Consider the following 17901-nt stretch of genomic DNA (forward strand, 5'->3'; position numbering starts at 1 on the left):
AAACATGTATTATCTCCTCGCCATTTTAATCCTTTGGTTGATCCTCATCCTTGCCGGTGACTGGCTAGCTTGTCGTTCAAAGCTAACCAAAGCCGATTGCCTTATTTGTTTATCTGGCACGCGTGGCCGTATAAAATTCGCTGAAGACAAAATCAAAGCCGTTCAAAAAATATTCACGGCTGGTTATACTAAAAATATTATTTTTACTTCATTTTTTGCGTTTAAGGTAAATGGCGACTATAAACCGATTGGACCAGAAGAAATAAATTATATAAATAAAGCTGTCACTGAAGGGAGAGTTACTCCAGCTTACGCCGAATTAATAATCAAGAATGGTGATTTTAATCTGGGCGCTATTGGTATGCGTGATAGAGCATTATCGGCCGGTATTCCTATGGAAAACACTTTTTTGTGCCCTTGGTCTTTAAATACCAAAGAAGAAGCCCTCGCTGTTTTTGAATTATGTCAATCAAAAGGCTGGCAAAGCGCGATTCTTTTAACTGCTCCTTTTCATCAAAAACGCGCTTATCTTACTTTTAAAGCTTTCGCGCCAACCAATTTTAAGCTTATTAGTTATTCAGCCGAAACGAGTGAATGGCCACGCTTTTTCTGGTTTTTAAAATTAGCAAATTTAAAATTATTTTTTAACGAGACTATTAAAATTATTAAATATAGTCGGCAAAGAAAAAATAAAAAGTAATCGTTCCTTTATCTGTAAATTAGTAAGAGATTAGTAAATTCGTAGATTTATGAAAATTGCTCACCTAATCTGTAAATTTCCCCCCTACCGTGGCGGCATGGGCAATGTCGCATATGAGCAGGTAAAACGCCTGGCCGAAATGGGCCACGAGGTGACGGTTTTTACTTTGGATCAAAAAGAAAAATTAGACCCTCAAACTATTAATTTTAAAATAGAATATTTAAATCCCTTATTACGCCTGGGTAATGGCGGTTTTTGTCCACAGATTATTAAAAAGCTAAAAGACTTTGATGTTATTCAATTACATTATCCATTTTTTGGCGTGCAGGAAGTTTTGTGGCTGGGTAAAAAATTGGGTTTAATTAAAGCCAAATTAGTTATTACTTACCACATGGATGCCAGCTTCGATAATTGGTTTTTGAAATTATTAAGTTTTAAATCATGGTTGATTCGCCGCAGTTTATTCAAAATAGCCAAGCAGGTTTGCTCGGCTTCACTAGATTATGTCAGGCATTCCAAGATAAAAAATATTTACCATAAATACCAAGATAAATTTGTAGAAATTCCTTTTGGGATCAGCCACTCGCCAGATCAAATAAGCCGCGAGAGATTGGAAAAAGTAAAACAGCAAATTCATTGGCAGGGTGGAGAAAAAAATATTTTATTTGTCGGCAATCTGGATCGCGCTCATTATTTCAAAGGTGTTGATATTTTACTAAAAGCATTTTACAAGTTACAGGTTACAAGTTACAAGTTGCTAATTATTGGCGACGGTGATCTCCGTTTCACTTACGAAAAGCAAGCAGAAGAATTAAAAATTTCCGATCGTGTTTATTTTGCCGGTCGTGTTTCTGATGAAGATTTACCTTGTTATTATTATCTTTCTGACGTAGTTGTCCTGCCGTCAATCACCAAAGCCGAGGCTTTTGGACTGGTTTTGGCCGAAGCCGAGAGTTTTGGCAAACCAGTTATCGCTTCCGACTTGCCCGGCGTCAGGAGTGTGGTGGGTGAGGCAGGTTTATTAGCAAAGCCTGGCGATATTGACGATTTGGCTGAAAAGCTTAAAATAATTTTATCCAATGAAAATCTGCGTCAGCAATTTTCTGCTGCCGGTTTGAACCAAGTCAAAGCAAAGTATAATTGGGATGAACATGTTGAAAAACTTAACCAACTATATAAGAAAACGGGGGAGTAGAAGCCAGCCTAACAATTTATTTTTGATGAAGATATTAAATATTGAATATTAAATATTTAATATTCAATATCCTGGTGTTCAAAAAATTGCAGTAATCTAATTAATGGTCCCCTGGTGAATAACTTTTAATATAATATGGTAGATAATAAAAAAATTGGTCTGGCTCTCGGTTCTGGCGGCGCCCGCGGCCTCGCCCACATCGGCGTGATCAAAGTTTTGGAACAAAATAATATTCCTATTGATTTTATCGCCGGCACCAGCATGGGGGCGATCATTGGTGGTGTTTATGCCAGCCACAAGAATATTAAATTAATTGAAGACTCTTTTTTGGCCACCGACTGGAAAAGGTATATCAAGCTAACCAGTGATTTATCTATTTTTTCCGGTGGTCTAGTGGCCGGCGAAAAAATCAAAAATTTTATTCAATCGGAGCTAGAGTGTGCTAAAGAATTTTCTGATTTAAAAATTCCTTTTGCTGCCGTGGCTACCAATATGGAAAATGGCGAACCAGTTACTTTCCGGACCGGCAGCTTGGCTGATGCTATCCGCGCCAGCCTTTCTTTTCCTGGTGTCTTGTCGCCGGCGGAAATCAACGGGCAATTTTTTATTGATGGCGGCGCAGTCAACCCCGTACCGGTTGAGGCTGTCAAAAAAATGGGCGCTGATATTATTATTGCTGTGAATCTGGAAGAAAGGGGTGGTAGTTATTTACATCCAGACAAAGGTAGTAAAAAATTATCCAACAACCTTTACAGTGCCGTACGCATTATGCAAAGAAAGCTAGCCAACTATTGTTGTGTTGGAGCTAGCATCGTTATTAGCCCAGCCGTTGATAAGTATAATTGGATTCAATTTATGGAGGCCAAAGATATTATTTCTGCCGGTGAAAAATCAACTGTTCAGGCCCTAGAAAAAATAAAATCTCTGCTATAATTTTATTATTAAATACGCCCCGATATCTATCGGGGCGTATTTTTGACATTAATTCCCAAATAAAGGATAATTAAAATATGGATATTCCCTCACAAAAAACTACCAAAGTTTTAGTTTTTTCTCTTACTTATTTACCCTTTATCGGCGGGGCAGAAATTGCCCTGAAAGAAATTACTGACCATCTAGAAAATTTTGAATTTCATCTAATTACGGCTAAAATTAGCCCAGATTTAGCATCAGAAGAAAAAATAGGCAATATTCATATCAGAAGGCTTGGTCATGGGGGCAAGTTAGATAAATATTTATATCCGCTGCGTGCTTATTCGCTGGCGCACAAACTACACTCCCAATATAATTACAATTTAATCTGGGCCATGCTGGAAACCTGGGGTGGTATTGCCGCTCTGTTTTTTAAATTTCGTTTCCCAAAAATAAAATATCTGCTCACCATGCAGAGTGGTGATTCAGATTGGTTTATCAGGTTGCGGACTTGGTTTTGGTGGCCGCTTTATAAAATGGTTTACACCCGCTCTGATCATATCCAAGTTATCAGTAGCTGGCTCGCCAATCGCGCCAGAAAATATGGGTATAAAAAAGAAATTAGCATCGTGCCAAATGGGGTGGATTTAGAAAAATTTAAAACTCCTACCGCGCCGGCCCGCTTCAACGCGAGGCGAGCAGGCGAGCAAAATTCAAAATTAAAAATTAAAGAAGAACTAAGTATTAAGCCAGAAGATAAGATTATTCTCACTGACTCTCGTCTCGTCGTCAAAAATGGTGTCGCTGACCTGATAAAGTCATTCCACTTACTAGTTACTAGTTACAAGTTACCAGTTACTTTGTTTATCCTTGGTTCCGGTCCCCTAGAAAAACAATTAAAACAATTGGCTACTCAGCTGGGTGTTCAAGATAAAATAATTTTTCTAGGCACTGTACCTTATGAAAAGATCGAAGATTATTACCAAGTCGCCGATGTTTTTGTGCGCCCTTCTTTGACCGAGGGTTTCGGCAATGTTTTTGTCCAAGCCATGGCTGCTGGACTACCGGTGGTGGCCACTCCGGTCGGCGGTATTATTGATTTTCTCAAAGAAGGAGAGACAGGCTGGCTGTGCCAAGTAAAAAAACCAGAGAGTATTGCAGAAAAAATAAAATATATTTTAGATGAGCGCAACCAGGCTGAAGTTGAGCGAGTTGTTGTTGGCGCTCAAAAAATGGTGGCGGAAAAATATAGCTGGGATTCAGTCTCTGACCAGATGAAAGCTATATTTAATTCTCTAATTAATACATGATTCAAATAATCAAAAAATTAATTAATAAAAATTCTCGTTTCATCAGATACTGTATTGGTGGTGGTTTTGCTTTTTTGGTAGACTTATCTCTTTTGTATATTTTGACTGAATATGTGAGGCTCTGGTATCTCTATTCGGCCACTCTCTCTTTTGTGGTTACGGCCATGGTCAACTATACTATTCAGAAATATTGGACCTTTAAAAATTCAGAACGCAAAATTGGCCAGCAATTTTTGTCCTTCCTTATCATTCAAGTTATTGGTCTCCTGCTCAACAATCTGACCCTCTATATCTTTGTGGAATTTGTTGGCCTCTGGTATATGCTCGCCAAGATTTTGGCCGCTGGCCTAGTTTTAATTTGGAATTATTGGGCTGGCAAGAAGTTTGTTTTCAAGGCCGATGCCGTCGACATCGTGCTGGCTGGCGAAATATTCCCACCGGAAATCGGCGGTCCCGCTACTTATACCTATCGTTTGGCCGAATATTTTTTAGCTCATCATATCAACTTTGTTGTACTCTATTATTCATACCTTAAAAACAAAAAAAATAATGGAGACTTGGAAAAATTTCTTATTAGGATCAATGGCTGGTTACCCATTCCTATCAAGTATTTTATTTACTTTTTGAGGTTGTTTTCGCGCTCTATTCATGCTAAAGTTATTTATGCGCAGGGGCCGGTTGCTTCTGGTTGGCCCGCCCTTATGGTTAGCAAGCTTTTGGGCAAAAAACTAGTTGTCAAAGTGGTAGGCGATTATGCTTGGGAGCAAGCGAGACTGGCCCACGTCACCGTCTCTGGCATTGATGATTGGCAGAAAAAAGCGGATATGTGCTCAAAAAATTATTTCTTCAAACAAAAAATAAAAACCCTAAATAATATCGAACGTTTGGTGGTTAGGCACGCCACAGCAGTTATTGTCCCATCGGACTATCTAAAAAAAATTGTTTTGGGTTGGGGGGCTGACGAGAGCAACGTAAAAGTTATCTACAACTCTGTCGCCCTGAAAAATCTTGGTACGCTATCAAAGGCTGAAGCCCAAGAGAAGATAAAAATTTTTGGTGATCTTATTATTACCGTAGCTCGCCTCTTGCCCTGGAAAGGCATGGAGATGCTCATCAAGATAATGCCAGAATTATTAAAACTAAACCCCAAATTCAAACTATTGATAGCGGGTAGAGGTCCAGAAGAGGATAGGCTAAAAAAAATAGTTGAGGCATTAAAAATAAAAGACAAAGTTTTTTTCTTGGGCAATCTCCGGCAAGAAGATCTGGCTATACACTATCTGGCCTCGTCTATTTTTTTACTCAACTCCGGCTATGAGGGGTTGTCACACGCCATCCTGGACGCCATGTATTATAATTTGCCCATAATTGTAAGTGATATTGGCGGCAACCCCGAGCTTATTCAAGATGATTATAATGGTCTTTTGGTAGAGTATAATAATGCCTCGGAGTGGATAAAAGCGATTGAAAAAATTTGGGGAAACGAAAGACTCCGTTTGCGCCTATCCGCCAACCCACTATCCAAGTTAGACGTCTTCAGTTTTGACAGCATGATGCGAGAAACATTAAAAATACTTAATTAAATTAATAAATTATTGTAAAAATTTTATGCCCGCCAATATATCCAATGCCGTAGAAAATTGGCTTTTAAATTACAAAGATATTATCGAAGAAAAAGGAAAGTCAGACTATCATGGCCCCAAGATTAGCGTGAGCGATGCGGCCAGTAAGCTCGCCTTTATTTATGAGAAGATTAGAAATACTGTTGATTATCGCGATGATCATCTTTTGCGTCGACACGCTACCGCCCGCATTCTCAGGAGAATAGCCAACCCAGGCCACAAGGGTTCAGACATTGCCAGGCCGCTAATTGAAGAGTTGATCCGGGCCAGGTATCTTGCCAACAATACTGTGTCTGAGAACATGGTAGAGAAGGTCAGCCACCTTATTAATAGATATATTATTGCCTATAATATCATCGTTGACAGCGAGTACCCACCCAAAGAGATGAGGGGTTTTTTTGATTGGCTGATAAGTCTGGCCGCTTGTGAAGTAGAGGAGACGCTTGTCCCGAGCGATGAAGAAAAAATTTTAGTTGAGGTGACCGAAAGAGCCATCAAGCAAAATTTGGTTTTTGATGGAAAATTAAATCTAGACGAAGAGGGCAAAAATATTCAAATTTATATCGCCATTTTAAAATCTCTGCTCAAGGCCGACGAGATGACTGTCAATTATTTTCTTTTTAAATATTATTTTCCCGATTGGCACAATCTAGAATTGGCCGAAGCCGAGAAGCTGGCCCACGACGTAAAGCGTACCTCGGGTATTATTCGTGAAAACATCAACAACCCACTAAACGAAAGATTAATCCGCTCCTTTAAAAAGTACACTGTTATTTTTTGGATTTTGCAAGACATTGTTAAAAACAACCCAGACAACTATCTTTCTATTTTTGCCAAAAAAGAAAAATTAATAGACAAGGTCGAACAGACCTGCCGTGCTAATTATAGCCACATCAGCGGCAAGGTGAGACGCTCAATTGTTCGTTCTGTTATTTATATCTTCTGTACTAAAATTATTTTTGGCATCGTTTTGGAGTTTCCCTTTGATTATTTTATTTTAAAGGAATTGCGCTGGCTGCCGCTCATAATCAACGCCTCCTTTCCACCCCTTTTGATGGCCGCCATTGGCATAAGCATCAGAACACCAGGCAAAAAAAATACAGAAAGAATAGTCAAAGAAGTTGAGTCCGTTGTTTACGGCGGTGGGAGCGAATTGCGTGTCAGGATAAATCGCCCCAAACGTGGTTTTGCCAATATCCTCCTCAACACCCTTTATTTCATAATGTATATTATTTCTTTTGGGGCTATTATTTATGGGTTGGTGCAGCTTCATTTTAGCGTCCCAAGCATTTTGATATTTTTGCTATTTCTTACTATGGTTAGTTTTTTCTCCCTAAGGATTCGTCGCAACGCTTCAGAATTAATTATCTTGGAACAAAAAGAGCGCTTCCTCACGGTGATCACTGCTTTCCTTTTTGTCCCGATCTTACGCGTGGGCCGCTGGATCGCCATGCATTCCTCAAAGATAAATGTTTTCATCTTCATTTTGGATTTTATTATTGAAGCTCCCTTCAAGATATTCGTACGCATTTTTGAGGATTTGGTTATCTTCATAAAAGAAAAACGCGACGAGATGCTCTAATCGTTTTTTTATGAAAAAAATAATTCAATTTATTTTAAAATTTTTTTGTCGCCTGATTTTAAAAAAATATCAGCCAGAAATTATTGGCATTACCGGTAGTGTGGGTAAGACTTCAGCCAAGCTGGCCGTCGAAGTGGTTTTGTCACCGAGTTTTATTGTTCGCTCCAGCCCCAAAAATTATAATACCGAGATTGGCGTCCCCCTTACTATTATCAACACCAAAAATCCCGGCCGTTCTCTTTTTGGCTGGCTCGTTGTTTTTCTAAAAGCCTTGTCCTTGATTGTTGCTCGCGACAGAAATTATCCACAAATATTAATCTTGGAAATGGCCGCCGACCACCCAGGTGATATCGAATACCTTGTTAATTTGGCTAGGCCAAAAATCGGCGTGATTACCGCTGTCGGTCCGACCCATCTGGAATTTTTTAAAAGTGTGGAAAATGTTTTTAAAGAAAAAAACAAACTTATTGCCGCAATCGATAAATCTGGCTGGGCCATTATCAATAGCGACGATCCTCTGGCTCTAAATTCCAAAAACAGCGCCAAGGCCAAAACTATCACCTTTGGACTGAGCCCCGGCGCTGATCTGCTCGCTGCCGACATTATCCTAGATAAAGAAAAATATTCGCTTAATTTCAAGCTGGGTTATCGGGGTTCTTTCGTTCCAGTCAGTCTGGAAAACATTCTTGGTCGTCCAGCTCTTTATGCTGTTTTGGCCGGAGCTGCGGTAGGTCTAGCTCGTGGTTTGAACCTAGTAGAGATCAGCCTGTGCCTGAAAAATTATCAATCCCCATCTGGCCGTCTAAAAATTATACCCGGTATAAAAAACACCAAAATTATTGATGATACCTACAACTCTTCCCCCTTGTCAGTCAAAGCTGGTCTGGAGGTCTTGTCACACCTTCGGTGTGCCGGCCATAAATTTGCCGTATTGGGGGACATGTTAGAGCTCGGCAGTCATACCGAAAGCGCGCATAAAGAAATAGGTGAAGAGGTCGCCCGTCTCGGACTTGATTATCTGGTAGCTGTGGGAGAAAATTCACGTCACCTCGCCGCCTCAGCCAAAGAATATGGCATGAACGAAGACCGCATTTATACTTTTGACAAATCTAGTGAAGCTGGTAAATTTATACAAGACAAAATAGGAGAAGGGGATTTGCTTTTAATCAAGGGTTCGCAGGGTAGTCGCATGGAGAAAATTGTCAAGGAAATCATGGCCGAGCCAGAGCGGGCAGCAGAGTTGCTTGTTCGTCAGGGTGAAGAGTGGGAGAGAAGATAATTCTGAAATTTTTAATTTTCAATTTTCAAACAATTTTCAATACTCCAATTCTTCAATTAATTGAGACATTAAGAAATTGTAACATTCATTGAAAATTGAAAATTCAGTAATTGAAAATTAACTCAAGCCGCTATCGTCTAACGGTTAGGACGCCAGGTTCTCATCCTGGTAATCGGGGTTCGATTCCCCGTAGCGGTACCAATACACATTTTAATTTTTAATTGCACCCATTTCTCTTGAATCGTTTTGCGTTTGCAGGGGATCTGGCAATCAACAGTCAAAGAATAGAAGTGACCTCGGAGAGGTTTTTTATTTTGTCAAAAATAAAGCCGCTCACATTACCGTGGCGGCTTTTGACTAGTAGTTTTTTGGCGCGCTTATTTGTCGCTAAATACGGCGACAATTTTTTCCGCTACTACCCTGAGGGTCATTCCCGGGTTATCTTTTAGGATTCCGGCCAACCCCTGATTTATAAAATCAACCCCGGGTAATGTTTTCTCAATGAACATTTCAAGCTCGATGACATCCAGGGAGTCGAGCTCAAACTCATCTTCTAAGTCGCCGACGGTTATTTGCCCGGCCTTTATTCTCCTGAAGAGGTCATTAGTGCCTACTTTCTGGTCGGTTATATTCTTGATCCCCACAACCATGGCGCGGATTACTTGCCTTAATTTTAGTTTCATCACACCCTCCTTTGTTGCGAACCCTGTTTCTTGTTGTTGTTTTCCTTTGTTTTTATAATTATTTAAGGGTATAATATCTTTTTGGTCTTGTCAAAAACCACCCAGCAGGGTGGTTTTTTGTTTATTATTTATTCTTGCTTACTTCACCATCAATAAATTCGGGCTAAAGATCATTATCGCCCCCAAAATGAATAAGAGCAGTCCGCCGATCAGATGTGAGTATTTGGCGTATTTTTTATTGCCCACAAACAGCTTCCAGCTAAAGCCGGCAATCAAAAGCACCACGATATCGTCGAGCATGTAGAAAAAGTCGTATATCAAAAGATACAGATAGCGCCCGCCAGAGGAGATATTATTTTGTGAGAGGATCTGCGTATAGACCGCCGGGATGCCGGCTGAGCACAAGAGCTCTATCAGATTGATGCTAAAGGCGATGAGTGTAATACCCGCGATGATACCCAGAGTTTTTTCTTTTTGTAAAATTTTTTCCAGCCGGCTGATGATTTTACTTTTTGTCTCTGTGGAAGTCACTTCACAAGTCAAGTCGTTTTTTTTGCGATTTTTTAGATAATCGCGGAAAAAATAAATCCCCACCCCGATTGCCAGTATGCCAATAATTATTCTAATGGCGACGATATAGCCGATGACGAGAAAAGTATTCAGCCAGGCTGTTAAAAACAGGAAATAAGATATTGAAGAAGCAATGATGTATGTCCAGCCCACCAGCCACATTTTTTTCTTACTGCCGGAATTTATGAGCAGGGTGATCAAAACCAAAAGTGCCCACATCGAGCAGGGATTAAATCCGTCTACTGCGCCAAGCACTATTGTCAAGACAGGCAGTGATAGTTTTTGAATATCTACCTCACCGATGAGCGGTAGATGGTATTTATTTTCTTTTGTCTTTTGGCCTGGCATTTCCGCAGTAGTCCTGCCAGTATAGATATCCAGCGCTTTTATGATCTGTTGGCCGGTCGTATTTTCATTGCCAAAGCCATAGATTATTTTTTCTCCGATGATCGTCACTGGTACACTGCCAAAAGCTTTACCTGTTCTTTCGCGGGTCATTTTCAAAAGCAGAGCCTGGTTATCAGTATTTTTCCATGTTTCATACGAGATCCAGTCAATCTCTGGATAATTGTCTTTTATTGTCTCCCAAAAAATCTGTTCCTCGTGGCAATGCGGACAGCCATCACCCCAGAAAAAATAAACCGGCAATTTTTCTTGCGCCCCGGCTTTATCAATATTAAAAAACATCGCCGCTCCAGCGATTATTATTACCAACAGAATAAGTAGTATTATTTTGGGCTTCATATTAGTATTTTTTATTATAATGCAAATCTTCAAACTGGTCAATTTTGTGCTTTCCCTAGACAAAAATCCAGTTTTTTGCTAAAGTGATTTCTATCCGCAAAAACCAAAATAAACAATTGCGGCAAACAAAAAACAAACCGTGGAGGCCAGTATGGCAAAGGGAGTCCCGCCGTTGTTTAAAAAATTGGAACAGGGGATTGCTTTCACCGTCCCGTCAGATATCCACATCGAGCAAGCCAGAGCCGTCCCCAAGGAGGGAGACAATACGCTAGTCAGGCCGCACATCGCCCGGCTGGTCAAGGTTGGTTCGGGCTATCGTTTCGCCACAGCGAAAGACGGTCATTACTCGCCGGCTTTGCAGCGGCAAATCGTCAGCGGCATTGTCGTCTTTCTCGATAATAGCCTGCTCGGCCGGGAAGTCGAAGTTGACTGGGTCTATACCCACCCCACGACTGAGCGTCAATCCATCGCCCTGATCGCGGCAGACTGACCCCTCCAGACGCCGATCGCTTCAGCGCAACCAAGCTACCAAAGGTTGCGCTTTTTTATTTGCCAAAATTGCCCGAATTTTATACAATAAACTCACTATGTTTAACATACCTGATAAAGAAAGAGAAATCTTAAAATTTTGGGCTGAACACAAAATTTTTGAAAAATCGGTGGACAAAAAAGCACCGGACTATGTTTTTTATGATGGCCCGCCCTTTGCTACCGGCACCCCTCACTATGGTCATATTGTGGCTAGTATTATGAAGGATGTGGTGCCGCGCTACTGGACGATGAGGGGCTTTAGGGTAGAACGTCGCTGGGGCTGGGACTGCCATGGCCTGCCGATCGAAAATATCGTGGAAGCAGAAATGGGCATCAAGCGCAAAAAAGAAATTGAAGAAATCGGCGTCGACAAATTCAACGAATCTTGTCGTAGCAAGGTTTTGGTCTATGCTGATGAGTGGCGCAAGGTGATTGAAAGACTTGGCCGCTGGGTGGATATGGACAACGACTACAAGACTATGGATAAAGATTATATGGAATCTATCTGGTGGGTTTTTAAAGAATTGTGGGACAAGGGTTATATTTATGAAAGCTATAAATCCATGCATATCTGCCCTCGTTGTGAGACCACCCTTTCGCAGTCAGAAATCACCGAGGGGTATAAAGATATTGAAGATGTCTCTGTTGTGGCCAAATTTGAGTTAGTAAACGAGCCGGGCACCTTTGTTCTCGCCTGGACTACTACACCCTGGACTTTACCGGGCAATGTCGCTTTGGCCATTGGCGAACACGTTGATTATATTAGAGTCGAATCCGAAGGCGCCAAATATATTTTGGCCAAAAACAATCTGGAAAAAATATTTTCCGGTCGGGAATATAAAGTTTTAAATGAAGTTAAGGCCGAGGAATTAGTTGGTCTAAAATATCAGCCCCTCTTTAACTACTACCAGAATACTAATTTAGAAAACAAAGAAAATCTTTATACCATTCAATCGGCTGACTTTGTGACTGTCGAAGACGGCACTGGCGTTGTCCACATTGCTCCAGCTTTTGGCGAGGACGATATGAATCTCGGCCGAGATAAAAAGTTGCCCTTTATCCAGCATGTTGCTTATGACGGCACTCTCAGGCCAGAGGTTAAAGACCTTTATGGCTTGGAGGTTAAACCCAAAAATGATCATACCAGCACTGACCAAAAAATAGTTGATTTTCTTGCCAATAAGGGCTTGGTTTTTACCACGGAAAATTTTATCCACTCTTATCCTCATTGCTGGCGCTGTGATTCACCTCTTTTAAACTATGCCACTAGCTCATATTTTGTAGATGTCACCAAAATAAAACCACAAGCCTTGGAAACCGCCAAAAATATCAACTGGACGCCAGCACATATCAAAGAAGGACGTTTTGGTAATTGGCTGGAAGGTGCCAAAGACTGGTCTATTTCCCGTCAGCGTTTCTGGGGGTCGGTTATACCGATCTGGGTTTGTGAGAAGTGTAGCGACAAAAAAGTCATGGGTAGCATCAGAGAACTTGAAGAATTGAGCGGGGAGCACATTGAAGATCTTCACAAACACATCATGGATCAAATTAAATTTCCTTGCTCTTGTGGTGGTATTATGAAACGCATCCCCGATGTTTTGGATTGTTGGTTTGAATCTGGCTCCATGCCTTACGCCCAACTCCATTATCCCTTTGAGAACAAGGAACAATTCGAAGCCAATTTCCCAGCCCAGTTTATCGCCGAGGGAGCCGACCAGACACGCGCTTGGTTTTATTATATGCACATTCTCGCCAACGCCCTCAAGGAAACCAATGCTTTCAGAAATGTGATCGTCAATGGCATTGTTTTGGCTGAGGACGGCAAGAAAATGAGCAAGAAATTGCGCAACTACCCCGACCCCATGGAGGTAATGGAAAAATATGGTGCCGATGCTGTGCGTTATTATCTCGCTACGGCGCCGGTGATGAAGGCCGACGACCTTTGTTTTTCAGAGCGTGGGGTTGATGAGGTGGTGAAAAAAGTTATCATGATTCTCCTAAACGTCTTTTCTTTCTATCAGATGTACGCCAAGCAGGAAAGCAATAATACAAAAATACAAGAACATAAAAAAGAAGAATTAAAAAATATTTTAGATCGCTGGATCGTAGCTAAATTAGAAACCCTCAAGCGTGATATTGCCAAAGCTTATGATGAATATGATCTGGTTCGCGCCAGCCGGCCGCTAGGTGAGTTTATTGATGAGCTCTCTACTTGGTATCTGCGCCGCTCACGCGAGCGTTTCAAGGGTGAAAACGAAACTGACAAAAATGACGCGCTAGACACTTTACGCTATGTACTTTTGACATTGTCCAAGCTCATGGCTCCGGTTACGCCCTTTATTGCCGAGCACCTTTACCAAGAATTGAAAGGAGACAAAGAATCTGTGCACTTGGAAACTTGGCCAATAGCTAATGAAAAATTGATTGATCAAAAAGTTTTGGACCAGATGGCTTCTGTTCGTCAAGTGGTTGAGATGGGTCTAGCCAAACGCGCTGAAGCTGGTATTAAAATTCGCCAACCATTGGCAAAACTCAAAACTCAATCAACAAAACTCAAGATTGAAAAAGAATATTTGGATTTAATCAAAGATGAATTAAATGTCAAAAAAGTTGAACAAATTGATGGCGAGGGAGAGTTGGCCGTAGAACTAGACACTACTATTACCGATGAGTTGAAAGAAGAGGGGATAGTACGCGAGCTCGTGCGAACCATCAATAATATCCGCAAAGACATGAAGCTGACCATCGGCGATAGAGTAAAAATTAATTATTCTAACCACAATCAATTATTGAATAAGGTTTTGGAAAAATATAGTGAAGAATTAAAGAAAAGCACCCTAGCCGACAGTCTGGAGAAATCAAGTGAACAGCTGGAAACATTTAAAATTAATGACCTAGAAATAGGATTAAAAATAGAAAAAATATAAATTAATATTTGTATATGAAAATTTTAGGTAGAGAATTTGGTAGAGGTATACCAGAGGGCGAAGCCGAAGAGGCAGCTTCTTTTGGTCGAAGAGAATTTGTCACCCTAGCAAAGGAAAAAATCAGTGACTTTTTGGCGGCGAATAGGGAAATTATAAAATCTTTATCAGCCAGTGCTTTTTCTAAATTTAGAGAAAGCTTAAGCTTGAGTTTGGGGGGTCTAATGTTTTTCACGGCCGTTGACGAAGGATTGGGCGCCGAAGCCGACCCCTATGGTATTTTGGCCGAGCTCGAGGCTATGCGTAAAAATTCGCCCGCCGAAACCTCCGCTCCGAGCGATCTTGCACCGAAAGAATTGAAAGCAGTAGAAAGAATGCCCAAAGGTCCATCGCCACCTTCTGGTGGGGTATCAGGGTTTCGCCCGCTAGGAGAGGCTGATTATGCTCGCTTGCGAGCTGATCGCAAATTCACCAATGCTATTACCGGAGAAGAAAACATAGGAGACATTGGCGGGGATAAATAAAAATAACTAATTTTAAATATATGTCAGGAAAAATAGAACAACTCAAAAATATTATCCAAAACCATGCGGGCATTGAGTCGTCAGACAAGGAAAAGCTTATTGAGGCGGTAGCCAAACTGAATGACCAAGCCGCTGATTATTTGATTTTTTTGGCTGAAAACAACCCGGAGAATCTCGCGCGCATCAACCAGTATTTTAAGGCCAAGTCAGAAGTTTTTGCTACCCAAGACCCGGAAAAAATCAAATCTTTTTTGGATAAACATTATCGGGAACTACTTGACGAGGCCAGCCAAGAAGAAAACTAATTATGGTTTTGGTATCACAATTGATTTGGCTCTTTTTGCCAGTTGGTATCGCCAATATTTTTGCCTCACTTTCACGGCACATCTTGCCCCAATGGATTTATCCCTTGGATTTTAATAAGGAATTTAGAGGCAAAAGAATTTTTGGTGGCCACAAAACAATCCGCGGCTTTATTTTTGGGGTATCAGCCGCTTTTTTGTTTTTTATTTTTCAAATATATTTATATAATACTTGCCCAGCCATCAACAATATTAGTCTTATTAACTATAGTGATTCAAGTATTCTCATTGGATTTATTATGGGGCTGGGCGCGCTTTTGGGCGACGCTCTCAAAAGTTTTTTCAAGCGCCAAATCAATATTCCCCCTGGCCGGCCATGGTTCCCTTTTGACCAGCTAGACTGGGTAGTCGGCGGCACTCTTTTGAGCTGGCCTTTTGTCAGTGTTTCCAGTTATACAATTATCACCGCCATCGGCTTGGGTTTATTATTTCACTTATTATTCAAAGTTATTGGTTATATTTTTAGAGTAGACAAGACGATAATTTAACAATTTTCAATTTATAATTTTCAAACAATTTTATAATGTCTTAATTTTTGAATTGAATAATTAGGACATTGTTTTGAAATTAAAAATTAGAAATTAAAAATTGTTTTTGTGTATTACAACCTCACTGCTATTGTTCTCAAGCGCCAAGATTTTCGTGATGACGATTTGCTAGTTACGGTTTATTCACGCGAACGCGGCAAGCTCACCATCGTCGCTCGCGGCGGCAAAAAAATCTTGAGTAAATTGGCCGGCCATCTGGAGCCGGTTTCTTTGGTTTTATTAAATATTGCTTCTGGCAAATCAATTGATCAGCTGACGGGTGCTTCCTTGCAAAAAGGTTATCAAAAAATCAAAGCCGATCTAGCCAGGACCGTCGTCGCCATCTCATTTTTAAAATTATTAGACCAGTTGACCCTAGACAATCATAAAGATGAGCGCATTTTTGAGTTGGCTGTAAAGTATCTTGACTTTTTGGACAAAAAAGAGGAGGATTATGAAATCGCCAAATTAAGCGCTGGTTTTAAACTCTTGGCGTTGCTCGGTCTGAATCCGGCTGAAAAAGTAGGTAGCCCCAAAGAGGAAATTAAGTTTATTATCAAAAATAATATCCGAGATATTTATGAAAACAAAAATATCAAAACAAAAATAAAAGATTTGGAAAAAATATTAAATAGTGAAGTAGGGAATGTGACCTAAAAGGTAGGAGGCGTTATGACTAAAAGGAGAGGGCGGCGTCTCGGGTGCAACTCGAGTGTGTTGTTGAGCGAAGATCCGTCCGCGACGGCCGCGCTGGAAGGAATCTTCTTCAACACAGTCAAGTGCCCTTGCTGTGATTTTTGTTTACGCAAAAGCGACATCGATGGGCAAGTCGCTCATCTGAAGCGCGAGCACCCTCGATATTTAGATGATCGGGAACGAGAAATCCCGGAGACGGAGCTAGCTTTTGGCTCCAAAGAATCATAATCTCAAAAAGGAGGTATTGTGAGTAAAAAGAAAATTTTTTCACTTGTTGTAGCCACCTTGGTCGTGGCCGCTGCGGTCATCGCCGTCAGACAAGCGGATGAATGTCTGAAGGCGCTGGAGAAAGCGGTCTGGGCAGATTGAAATCTGCTCAGTACAGCACTCACTGGGGGGTGGGTGCTTTTTTATTTGCTTTTTATTTCAAAAACAGTTAGATTAAAATTAGATATTTATGTTTAAAGTTTTAAAACAATCAAAAAAATCCCGTGCCCGCTTGGGCCTTTTGAAAACGCCTCATGGAGACATTGAGACGCCTTTTTTTATGCCCATCGCTACCAAGGGCTCGGTCAAAGCGCTGACCCCGGAAGATCTCAAAAATATCGGGGCGAGTATTATCCTTTCCAATACTTATCATCTTTATTTACAACCCGGTTTGGATGTTTTGAAAAAATTTGGCGGACTGCATAAATTTATGGGTTGGAACGGCCCGATTCTGACCGATAGTGGCGGTTACCAGGTTTTTAGTTTGAGTAATAAAGTTTATCCTGAGCGGAGTGAAGGATTGCGTGGTCCCTATTCTTCCCTTGTTAAAATAAACAAGGCTGGTGTAGAATTTCGTTCTTTCCTCGATGGCTCCAAACATTTATTTACCCCAGAGAGTGTTCAGCAGATCCAAGATGCCATCGGCTCAGACATAAAAATGGTCCTTGATGTCTGCTCACCTCATCCCTGTGCCAAAAAGCAAGCCGAAATTGATCTAAAGCTGACTCACGATTGGGCCAAGAGAGCGCTGGAATATCACCGCAGAACGCAAAACACAATTAGCAAAGATCAAAAAAATAAAAATCTTTTGTTTGGCATTATCCAAGGGTCAACCTATAAAGACTTAAGATTAAACTCTGCCAAATTTTTATCTGGGCTTGATTTTGACGGCCTGGCTATTGGCGGTTTGGCTGTGGGCGAAGACAATAAAACAATGTATCAGGTTTTAGATTATACTATTCCCGAACTGCCAGTTAACAAGCCGCGCTACCTCATGGGTGTGGGTAAACCAGAAAATATTATTGAAGCCATCAAAAGGGGAGTAGATATGTTTGATTGTGTCATCCCCACGCGCGAAGCGCGACACGGCCGGCTATATACCTTTAAAAATAATAAACTTTTGGGCAATTTTTATAATGTTATAAACATTCTCAATTCAAAATATAAAAAAGACACCAAACCATTGGATAAAAGTTGTACTTGCGAGTTGTGTCAAAATTATAGCGCCGGCTATTTACATCATCTGTTTAAAGCCGGTGAACCTCTAGCTTTGCGTCTAGCCACCTTGCACAATTTAGCTTTCTATGTTAAATTGATAAATCAAACAAAAAATAAGGAGCTTGTCTAGAACAGCATAAACATTTATGCTGATAACATGGCAAGCAAGTTAATACCAAACAGCAAATTAACCAATAGACAAATAAGTCAGATCATAGACCTGTTTGTCCTCGAAGTACCAGCCATTAAGGTGGC

Annotated in this window: 17 protein-coding genes and 1 tRNA gene; 16 read left to right on the top strand and 2 right to left on the bottom strand. The window is 40.8% G+C overall.

The annotated features are described in order from the left end of the window. The first annotated feature begins 4 nt into the window (after positions 1-4). From GYA54_03425 to GYA54_03460, 8 genes are all read left to right on the top strand, one after another. Entirely contained in the window at positions 5-700 is a 696-nt protein-coding gene (locus GYA54_03425) for a YdcF family protein (GenBank protein NMC51751.1), read from the top strand. 49 nt (positions 701-749) lie between these two features. Further along, positions 750-1895, top strand: a complete 1146-nt coding sequence (locus GYA54_03430; GenBank protein NMC51752.1) for a glycosyltransferase — start codon at positions 750-752, stop codon at positions 1893-1895. 135 nt (positions 1896-2030) lie between these two features. Then, positions 2031-2828, top strand: coding sequence for a patatin family protein (locus GYA54_03435; GenBank protein ID NMC51753.1), 798 nt, complete (start codon positions 2031-2033; stop codon positions 2826-2828). A 77-nt stretch (positions 2829-2905) separates the two neighbouring features. Beyond that, on the top strand, positions 2906-4117 hold the full coding sequence (locus GYA54_03440) for a glycosyltransferase family 4 protein (GenBank protein NMC51754.1): 1212 nt from the start codon (positions 2906-2908) through the stop codon (positions 4115-4117). After that, entirely contained in the window at positions 4114-5700 is a 1587-nt protein-coding gene (locus tag GYA54_03445) for a glycosyltransferase (protein ID NMC51755.1), read from the top strand. The genes GYA54_03440 and GYA54_03445 overlap by 4 nt, the downstream gene beginning before the upstream one ends. A gap of 25 nt (positions 5701-5725) precedes the next feature. Next, positions 5726-7321, top strand: coding sequence for a hypothetical protein (locus GYA54_03450; GenBank protein NMC51756.1), 1596 nt, complete (start codon positions 5726-5728; stop codon positions 7319-7321). A gap of 10 nt (positions 7322-7331) precedes the next feature. Then, positions 7332-8600: a UDP-N-acetylmuramoyl-tripeptide--D-alanyl-D-alanine ligase gene (locus GYA54_03455; protein NMC51757.1), complete on the top strand. Its 1269-nt coding sequence runs from the start codon at positions 7332-7334 to the stop codon at positions 8598-8600. Positions 8601-8726: 126 nt separating this feature from the next. Next, positions 8727-8801, top strand: a tRNA-Glu gene (locus tag GYA54_03460). Positions 8802-8977: 176 nt separating this feature from the next. Here GYA54_03460 and GYA54_03465 read toward each other — a convergent pair. After that, complete coding sequence (locus GYA54_03465; protein NMC51758.1) at positions 8978-9283, bottom strand: hypothetical protein; 306 nt, start codon at positions 9281-9283, stop codon at positions 8978-8980. 138 nt (positions 9284-9421) lie between these two features. Beyond that, on the bottom strand, positions 9422-10597 hold the full coding sequence (locus GYA54_03470) for a hypothetical protein (GenBank protein ID NMC51759.1): 1176 nt from the start codon (positions 10595-10597) through the stop codon (positions 9422-9424). 151 nt (positions 10598-10748) lie between these two features. Here GYA54_03470 and GYA54_03475 point away from each other — a divergent pair, with 151 nt between their 5' ends. The 8 genes from GYA54_03475 (at position 10749) to tgt (ending at position 17776) form a co-directional block, all read left to right on the top strand. After that, positions 10749-11087 (top strand): hypothetical protein, encoded by a 339-nt coding sequence (locus GYA54_03475; GenBank protein ID NMC51760.1) that lies wholly within the window; start codon positions 10749-10751, stop codon positions 11085-11087. 97 nt (positions 11088-11184) lie between these two features. Next, complete coding sequence (locus GYA54_03480) at positions 11185-14055, top strand: isoleucine--tRNA ligase (protein NMC51761.1); 2871 nt, start codon at positions 11185-11187, stop codon at positions 14053-14055. Positions 14056-14069: 14 nt separating this feature from the next. Then, positions 14070-14576, top strand: coding sequence for a hypothetical protein (locus GYA54_03485; protein NMC51762.1), 507 nt, complete (start codon positions 14070-14072; stop codon positions 14574-14576). 20 nt (positions 14577-14596) lie between these two features. Beyond that, positions 14597-14881 carry a hypothetical protein gene (locus tag GYA54_03490; protein ID NMC51763.1) on the top strand — a complete coding sequence of 95 codons (285 nt, stop codon included), beginning with the start codon at positions 14597-14599 and terminating at the stop codon, positions 14879-14881. Positions 14882-14883: 2 nt separating this feature from the next. Further along, entirely contained in the window at positions 14884-15426 is a 543-nt protein-coding gene (locus GYA54_03495; GenBank protein ID NMC51764.1) for a CDP-archaeol synthase, read from the top strand. Between the two features lie 108 nt (positions 15427-15534). After that, positions 15535-16122: a DNA repair protein RecO gene (gene recO, locus GYA54_03500; GenBank protein NMC51765.1), complete on the top strand. Its 588-nt coding sequence runs from the start codon at positions 15535-15537 to the stop codon at positions 16120-16122. A gap of 15 nt (positions 16123-16137) precedes the next feature. Beyond that, on the top strand, positions 16138-16389 hold the full coding sequence (locus tag GYA54_03505; GenBank protein ID NMC51766.1) for a hypothetical protein: 252 nt from the start codon (positions 16138-16140) through the stop codon (positions 16387-16389). Positions 16390-16618: 229 nt separating this feature from the next. Next, positions 16619-17776: a tRNA guanosine(34) transglycosylase Tgt gene (tgt, locus tag GYA54_03510; GenBank protein NMC51767.1), complete on the top strand. Its 1158-nt coding sequence runs from the start codon at positions 16619-16621 to the stop codon at positions 17774-17776. Positions 17777-17901: the final 125 nt, after the last annotated feature.

Source organism: Candidatus Kuenenbacteria bacterium (genome assembly GCA_012797775.1).
GTDB lineage: Bacteria > Patescibacteriota > Patescibacteriia > UBA2196 > GWA2-42-15 > JAAZMX01.